A 7,157-nucleotide genomic window follows, 5' to 3' on the forward strand; every position below is an offset into this window, starting at 1 on the left:
ATATATTCCCGCTACAATATTTTAAACAATAAACTTTCTTCCGAATAATAACAGTATTATCGATACGATAAAAAAATAGAGTGGCATAATCGTCAACGAACCATTATGCAGGAAGCTCATACCTGATGTTATTAAGCTTACAAGTAAGTAATAGCCTAAGCTGAAAATTGCGCCAGCTGTCCCGATAACGTCCTGAAAGTTGACAAGTGCAAGGCTTAAGCAATTAGGTAGAGCAATTCCTGATCCTAATAAGGTAATAAAAATGGTTACTAAAATGCCCACTAGTAAGACAATTTTAGGCAATGGGACAGAACTAACGATTAGTAGCAATAAAGCGCCGACAGTCATCACAGAGCAACCGAGATGAATTACTTTCTCCGGCTGATAGCTGCTGACGAGTCTTTTGGAAATCATGGCACCAATAATAGAGGCAAGCGCCACAATTATACCAAGAAATCCATAAAGTCCTGGTGATAAATTGAAATAATCAATAAAGATAAAGGGAGCTTCCGCATAGTAACTGAATAGCACGCCATTTATCCCACCAATTAGCAATCCAAAGGCAAGTACCCGTGGAGATGAAATAATACGTTTTACAACTGGGAAAATAGCAATTGTTTTTCTCATTGATGTATCTGTTGTTTCTGGAAGTCTAAAATAAGTGTAAATAAACAACAAAATACTCATTGCAACGAGCACAAAAAAAACGGCTCTAAAACCAAATGCTTGATCGACCCAGCCACCAATCAGCGGCCCTACTGCAGGGGTAAAGGCAATCACCGCAGAAATTTGCGCAAACATAGCATGTCTCTTACTGCCAGATACGCTTTCACGCAAGATGGTTTGCGTTATTATCGAGCCTGTCGCAGCCCCAAAGGCTTGTATAAATCTACTAACTAATAGAAAAGTAATAGTTTCTGCATAAAAACACATGAAACTGCCAATACTATAAAAAATTAAACCGCCTAGCATGGCCGGTCTTCGTCCAATAAAATCAGAAATCCATCCCCAATAAAAAACCCCAAAAGCAAACCCTATAAAATAAATACTTAAGGTTAACTGTACAGAGCGATTTGAAGCATTCAAAGCGTCTGAAAGATCAGGTAGAGATGGTGAATAGATTGTCTCGCTAATCTGTGGAAAAGCTACAAGAACAATCATTAATAGTAAAGATGGTGCTACATGTTTTTTCAACTTATTGCCCTCCTACAAGCAAAATCTACTTCTTTAGAAAAGAGTAGACGTAGCTAGGGAAACGGCGGGACCATAATAAGTATTCGTTCATAAGATGTCATTTTCAATCACCTAATATGCTTAAAGTAGGAGTGCATAGTTCTAGTTACAATTATAAAGATTTTTGCTATTTTTAAAAGGCATAAATAGAAAAATTATGAATAACTTCAATAGTTTGGTTTAATTACCGAAAGCGTTGGTTTCATTTCCATTCCGGTAGAGCGCTTTCATGGGGGCATAGGATGAGCCGATTGGGTCAATAGGTGTTTTTTACGCTCCAGTCTTCACTCCGAATGAACGTAATAAAAATGCAAATGGTCATCACCAAATTTTAATGATAAATCTAAACTTTCGAAAAATTACTTGTGCACATTATAAAATCTGCGTAAAATAGAAACAAACGTTCTTGTAGGGGGATTAAATGACTACATCTCATAAACAGTTACAGTTAGTATTATTCGATACAAATGATATTCCTGGATTAATGGATCTTTCTGACTCTGTCGGGTGGGATTATGATGAATCCGAAATTAAAACGGTGATGATGTCAGGTAAAATATTTGGGCACAAAAATGCTGAAGGGAAAATTGTTTCAAGTGCTGCCATTATGACATATGATACAAATTTAGCTTCTATAGGGATGGTCATTGTACATGCAAATTACAGAGGACTAGGCCTAGGGAAATTAGTTACTCAAAAATGTATTGAAAGTGTTTCACCACATACAGCTATTATGCTCGTCGCAACGAAAGACGGAGAACCATTATATAAGAAACTAGGCTTTACAACTGTAGATTATGTGCATAAATATCTGGCTGACAAATATAGCGGTGCACATAACTTAGCTTCTAATGAGTATACGATTGAGGATTATAATGAGAGTGATTTTGCTGAAATTGTCCGCTTAGATGCAGCCGCCTTTGGAGATAAAAGAAGTAATTTTTTACGGAATAGGATAAAACAAGGTAAGCATTGTATCGTTGTGAGAGATCATCAAACAAATATTATTGGCTTTGGGTTGTCCATTCAAGGTCCGATAAATCTAATGTTAGGCACAATCATAGCACCTGATTCTATAACAGCTAGTCTCATAATGAATACTTTAGCGAAAGACCATCATGGAAAATTAAGAATGGATGTACCATCTGGACATGCTGAAATGATAAAGTGGTTAGAGCAAAATGGTTTTACAGAGGTAAATAGACCTCCAGTTATGATTCTTCATGCAGAGGAAATGCCGACTAGAAATAATACGCTATTTGCTATAGCTGCACAAATTTTTGGCTAACATCTCTTTAACAAAGTGAGCGCACTTTCTATTGGGTGTGCTTTTTTTGTTTTTAAAGGATTTTACTAGAAGTGTGGAGAATAGATGATAATAAAGGGGGAGAATGAATGTTTCCTAATTTAGAGACAGCAAGACTTATTTTAAGAGAATTAACGCAGGATGATGCGGAAGGTGTATTTAATTGCTTTTCTCATAAAGAAGTCACTCGCTATTATGGACAAGAGCCATTTATTGATTTACAGCAAGCACAAAGTTTAGTGAAATTATTTTCAAAGAACTTTGCTGAAAAAAGAGGGATAAGGTGGGGGATTGAAAGAAAGAAAACAAAAGGTATAATCGGCACAATTGGTTATAACGCTTGGTCTCCTAGCCATAGACGGGCAGAGATCGGTTATGAAATTCATCCTGATTATTGGAGAAAAGGATATACACAAGAAGCGGTTACCGAAATTGTGTCGTATGGCTTTGAGCATATGGGTCTTACCCGTATAGGTGCTGTTGTATTTATAGAAAATGAAGCCTCGAATAAGCTGCTAACTAAAGTGGGCTTTCAAAAGGAAGGAATTCTTCGAGATTATATGTATCAAAATGGTCAGGCGCACGATACATTTGTCTATTCTATATTAAAAAATAGATAAGTATGTTTTCTATTAACCATGGAAATATAGGTAAGGTATTGTTATATACCTTTTATTGGTTAATAAATGATAACTAAGATATAGTTTTGCATTTGCTTTTTTCGGTTATAGTGCTAGTAAAGGCTAGGATTTTTATTAGTGGTGAAAAAGTAACAGTAAGGGGCTTTGTGAAATGGGAATACAATATAGCACAGCTTATTTTGAAAAGCTGGATTTACTTGAAATTTTATATGCGGGGCAGGCAGCGTTAAAAGAAACGCTACCTACGCACAATGCCAGTAAAAATTATTTAGAACGCTTTGAACAAATAGAAGCAGCCATTGCTAAGCTAAATAAGGAAATTCGAATCCTTGAGCTAAACATTATCCAGTCTGTAGATATTGAATAGATAAAAGTAAAAAAACTCATGCAATAAATAAATGCGTGAGTTTTTTTGTTGTTTCAAACGATTCTTAAACTTCTCCCTCCTTCATATTAGATCAAAATCCTTCTGGTGAAACAGCGTCTTCCTTATAGGAACTACGTTTTACCACTATTAGAAGTAATACTAAAATACTTATAACAGCAATTCAGCATAATGAAATTGCTGCAGAGTTTCAAAGGACTTCACTGAAGGAAAGTTAGCGTATAACTCAAACGCTATATTGGGAGTTATTATGTATTGGCTACAACACGATACGTAACAAATCTAATAACATTTTTACTTTAAATAACAAAATTGGTATAACAAATAAGGTGAATTGGATTATTATGTTACAATTAAAGTACTGATTATGATGGATTTTTACGAAGGGGTGTATTAAATGAAATCAAAAAGAGTCGGAATTTTACTTTATGATTATGTAGATGTTTTAGATTTTACAGGACCAGCAGAAGTATTAGCACTAACAACTAAGAATAAAGTCGAGGAAACCTTAACTCTTTATAAAAAAGAATTATTACCTACGAAACCATTTGAAATATTTACCATTTCAGAAACAGGGGAGCAAATAAAAACGCATTCAGGAATAAAAGTAGAACCTGACTTTAGTTTTGACATTAGCCCTGAACTAGATATTCTAATTATACCAGGAGGACCTTTAAGAGCTGTTCAATCTATGATTAAAAACCAAAAAATTAAAGAGTGGATTATCAAACATAAAAATAGTGAATACATATGCTCAGTTTGCACGGGTGCGTATATTTTGGGCAGTACTGGATTATTAAACGGCAAAAAAGCAACTACTCATCATTTAGCATTAAAAAATTTACAAGAAAAATACCCTGAGATTCAAGTAGTATCAGAAAGCAAAGTTATTCATGATAGTAACCTCATAACTTCTGGAGGGGTTTCATCAGGAATTAATATGGCTTTATATCTTGTTGAGCGAATTATGGGGAAATCTGTAGCGAAGCGAACAGCTAAAACTATTGAATTTGCACTTTAATATAACTGTGTCATCTAAACAAAAAGGCTCTCTTTATACCTTCGAACTGTATCCCAATTGTTGCACTACAATCTACTACTAAAAAAATTTAAGTACTTTTAAAAATCAAAATGGAAACTCCGGTAATAAGATTAATTTATGGAAATTGATAATTAACATTGATTTTACTTATGTTTCGACTGATTGTAAAATAATGTTAGTAAGAAAATCCATCAAGAAAAGAGTGATAAAGATGAGCATTGATTTTCACAACAAAGACAATCAAACTACTTATACAACTCGACAGGCTGACCACTCGTGGATCGAAGCAATAAAAGAACTTGTCCCGATCATGCATACTTCGAAGGCTGCAGATATTGGCTGTGGCGGAGGCATTTATGCTAAAGCATTAGCAGATATGAATGTACCTTCTGTAATAGGTGTGGATTTTTCACAAGCTATGCTCGTTGGGGCAAAAGAAAATTGTAAAGACTATGATAATATTACTTTCAAGCAAGGAAATGCATTGGCTACAGGCTTAGACAATGACAGTTTCCAGTTAGTACTAGAAAGAGCTTTAATTCATCATATCCAAGATTTAAAAGCTTGTTTTCAAGAGGCATATAGAATTTTGGAGGATAAAGGGATTTACATTATCCAAGACCGGACACCTGAAGATTGTTTATTAAAAGGTGATGACCACCATATTAGGGGCTATTTCTTTGAGCGTTTTCCAAAATTAAGAGAGCAAGAAATAAAACGCAGACATAGAAGTGAGCTAGTAATTAAAACACTTAAGGCAATTGGGTTTAGCGAGGTGCAAGAAGTACAGCTATGGGAAACAAGAAATGTGTATGAACAAAAAGAGCAATTGTTAAAAGATTTACGGGAAAGAACAGGCAGAAGTATTTTGCACGAGTTTGACGATGAAGAATTAAATGAATTAGTGAATTATATGGATAAGTCGATTTCAACTGAGAGTTTTATAGTTGAAAAGGACAGATGGACCATTTGGAAAGCTGTAAAATAATTTACTTTTTAAGTCTGTTGTTAGTAGTTATCCACTGGTTGAGTAGTTCAATCCGTCAGTATGGCTCTGCTATCCGTCGATTCGATCAAAAGAAGCTCTCGGTCGCTGTCAACCGAGAGCTTTTAACTATTTATTTCCCTACTATTGCTAGAAGGTATTGATCTCGATCCGCTTCCTCTTGCATTGTATTATCGACTAACATTGCACCATACCTCACATTTGTCATATCACGATCAACTAAAAATTGAACATTCACTTTCGAGGCTTTATTATTGACTGGACAGTCTCCTTTAAATTCAACAACATCCTGTCCTTTTTGGGTTTCAAAATACACCCAGTATGGATTTTGACAAACGGTAGCAAAACCCGATTCTATTGTTTTACTACTATTTTCGAATGAATAGTTTTTTACATATGTAATATATTCATTATCTGTAATGTCCTTTTGTGGACCGTAAAAATACCAGAACACCCCTAAAATTCCGATCGGCACAATCCACAGTATATTCCTTTTGCTTAATTTCCCCATATTTAAAGCCCCCTTTATTAAAATATTTTATCATCTTTATGCTGTTTTTTGCTAGCTTACTATAATATTTTCTAGTTTGCGATTCAATATTGTAAAAAACGAATTTGGGAAAGAAATTGATTTTTTTGCGGTTTGTTGATGAATGGGGATTTTTTTGTAAATAAAAGAAACTATGAGGCTTATGATGACGTCATGTATGAAAGGGTTATTCAAATGGAAGTAGCGCATATTTGAAAAACGTTAATTTACTGAGAAATGAAAAGCAAGGAGATTTAAAAATGAATTATGGAATATTTCAATGGATCAATGATCTAGCTGGTCGCTATTCTTTGCTGGATAAGGGGATGATTTTCATCACTGATAGCGTTCCTTATATCGTTATCGTATTCATGTTATTTTTATGGTTTACAGCAAACAAAGAAAAAAGGACAGAAAAACAATATACAGCTTTTTACATTGTCTTTACATGTTTACTTGGATTGGGTCTAAACGCACTCATTCACCTATTCAACTATCATCCACGACCATTCATTACATATGATGTTCATCAGTTAGTACCACATGCTGATGATTCTTCGTTTGTAAGTGATCATTCAGTATTAGTATTCGCTCTAGCGTGGACGTTACTTTTACGAAAAGACTCGTGGAAGTATCCTGTATTAGTATGGGCCATCTTAGTAGGTATTTCACGTATCTTCGTCGGCGTACATTATCCAGCTGACGTGATTGGTGGAGCCCTTCTGTCATTTGGGGCAAGTTTAGTCATTATCAAGTTCTCCAAAGTATTGGAGCCGGTTGTACAAGTTCTATTTAAAATCTATAACAAACTAACTAAACATATCCCTTTTTTAGCAAAGTTCGGTCATAAAGATCTAAGTCAGGGGAATTAATAAAGTATAGATGAAGAGTCGCATATTAATGCGGCTCTTTATTTTGTTAAGACGGATTGTAATATTAAGTGCAACACCCAGAAGTCAATATAAAGGAAGCCCATAACGACCTCGTGTAAAATGTAGTTACCACACAAACATTC

General features: G+C 34.8%; 8 protein-coding genes. 6 read left to right on the forward strand and 2 right to left on the reverse strand.

The window, feature by feature from the left end; translation table 11 throughout:
• Positions 1 to 21: 21 nt before the first annotated feature.
• The gene (locus tag ACIQ7N_RS19670) at positions 22 to 1,194 is read right to left on the reverse strand and encodes a multidrug effflux MFS transporter (protein ID WP_402935320.1); all 1,173 of its coding nucleotides are present in this window, start codon (positions 1,192 to 1,194) and stop codon (positions 22 to 24) included.
• Between the two features lie 460 nt (positions 1,195 to 1,654).
• Between ACIQ7N_RS19670 and ACIQ7N_RS19675 the strand changes: the two genes are divergently transcribed.
• The 5 genes from ACIQ7N_RS19675 to ACIQ7N_RS19695 all read left to right on the forward strand — a co-directional run bounded on the left by ACIQ7N_RS19675 (position 1,655) and on the right by ACIQ7N_RS19695 (position 5,595).
• Entirely contained in the window at positions 1,655 to 2,521 is an 867-nt protein-coding gene (locus ACIQ7N_RS19675) for a GNAT family N-acetyltransferase (protein WP_402935323.1), read from the forward strand.
• A gap of 107 nt (positions 2,522 to 2,628) precedes the next feature.
• Positions 2,629 to 3,159 carry a GNAT family N-acetyltransferase gene (locus ACIQ7N_RS19680; RefSeq protein WP_402935325.1) on the forward strand — a complete coding sequence of 177 codons (531 nt, stop codon included), beginning with the start codon at positions 2,629 to 2,631 and terminating at the stop codon, positions 3,157 to 3,159.
• A gap of 172 nt (positions 3,160 to 3,331) precedes the next feature.
• Positions 3,332 to 3,547 carry a hypothetical protein gene (locus ACIQ7N_RS19685; RefSeq protein WP_132358601.1) on the forward strand — a complete coding sequence of 72 codons (216 nt, stop codon included), beginning with the start codon at positions 3,332 to 3,334 and terminating at the stop codon, positions 3,545 to 3,547.
• Between the two features lie 415 nt (positions 3,548 to 3,962).
• Positions 3,963 to 4,586 (forward strand): DJ-1/PfpI family protein, encoded by a 624-nt coding sequence (locus ACIQ7N_RS19690; RefSeq protein ID WP_274067415.1) that lies wholly within the window; start codon positions 3,963 to 3,965, stop codon positions 4,584 to 4,586.
• Between the two features lie 232 nt (positions 4,587 to 4,818).
• Entirely contained in the window at positions 4,819 to 5,595 is a 777-nt protein-coding gene (locus ACIQ7N_RS19695; RefSeq protein WP_402935329.1) for a class I SAM-dependent methyltransferase, read from the forward strand.
• Between the two features lie 130 nt (positions 5,596 to 5,725).
• On the opposite strand, the gene ACIQ7N_RS19700 is transcribed toward ACIQ7N_RS19695, so the two are convergent.
• The gene (locus ACIQ7N_RS19700) at positions 5,726 to 6,124 is read right to left on the reverse strand and encodes a glucosamine 6-phosphate synthetase (protein WP_402935332.1); all 399 of its coding nucleotides are present in this window, start codon (positions 6,122 to 6,124) and stop codon (positions 5,726 to 5,728) included.
• A 278-nt stretch (positions 6,125 to 6,402) separates the two neighbouring features.
• Between ACIQ7N_RS19700 and ACIQ7N_RS19705 the strand changes: the two genes are divergently transcribed.
• The gene (locus ACIQ7N_RS19705; RefSeq protein WP_132358595.1) at positions 6,403 to 7,014 is read left to right on the forward strand and encodes an undecaprenyl-diphosphatase; all 612 of its coding nucleotides are present in this window, start codon (positions 6,403 to 6,405) and stop codon (positions 7,012 to 7,014) included.
• Positions 7,015 to 7,157: the final 143 nt, after the last annotated feature.

The sequence above is a fragment of the Lysinibacillus sp. NPDC095746 genome, from assembly GCF_044763535.1.
Classification (GTDB): domain Bacteria; phylum Bacillota; class Bacilli; order Bacillales_A; family Planococcaceae; genus Lysinibacillus.

Coding starts and splice junctions, on each gene's coding strand:
- ACIQ7N_RS19675 (WP_402935323.1), top strand. CDS start 1,655: ATGACTACATCTCATAAACAGTTACAGTTAGTATTATTCGATACAAAT.
- ACIQ7N_RS19680 (WP_402935325.1), top strand. CDS start 2,629: ATGTTTCCTAATTTAGAGACAGCAAGACTTATTTTAAGAGAATTAACG.
- ACIQ7N_RS19685 (WP_132358601.1), top strand. CDS start 3,332: ATGGGAATACAATATAGCACAGCTTATTTTGAAAAGCTGGATTTACTT.
- ACIQ7N_RS19690 (WP_274067415.1), top strand. CDS start 3,963: ATGAAATCAAAAAGAGTCGGAATTTTACTTTATGATTATGTAGATGTT.
- ACIQ7N_RS19695 (WP_402935329.1), top strand. CDS start 4,819: ATGAGCATTGATTTTCACAACAAAGACAATCAAACTACTTATACAACT.
- ACIQ7N_RS19700 (WP_402935332.1), bottom strand. CDS start 6,124: ATGGGGAAATTAAGCAAAAGGAATATACTGTGGATTGTGCCGATCGGA.
- ACIQ7N_RS19705 (WP_132358595.1), top strand. CDS start 6,403: ATGAATTATGGAATATTTCAATGGATCAATGATCTAGCTGGTCGCTAT.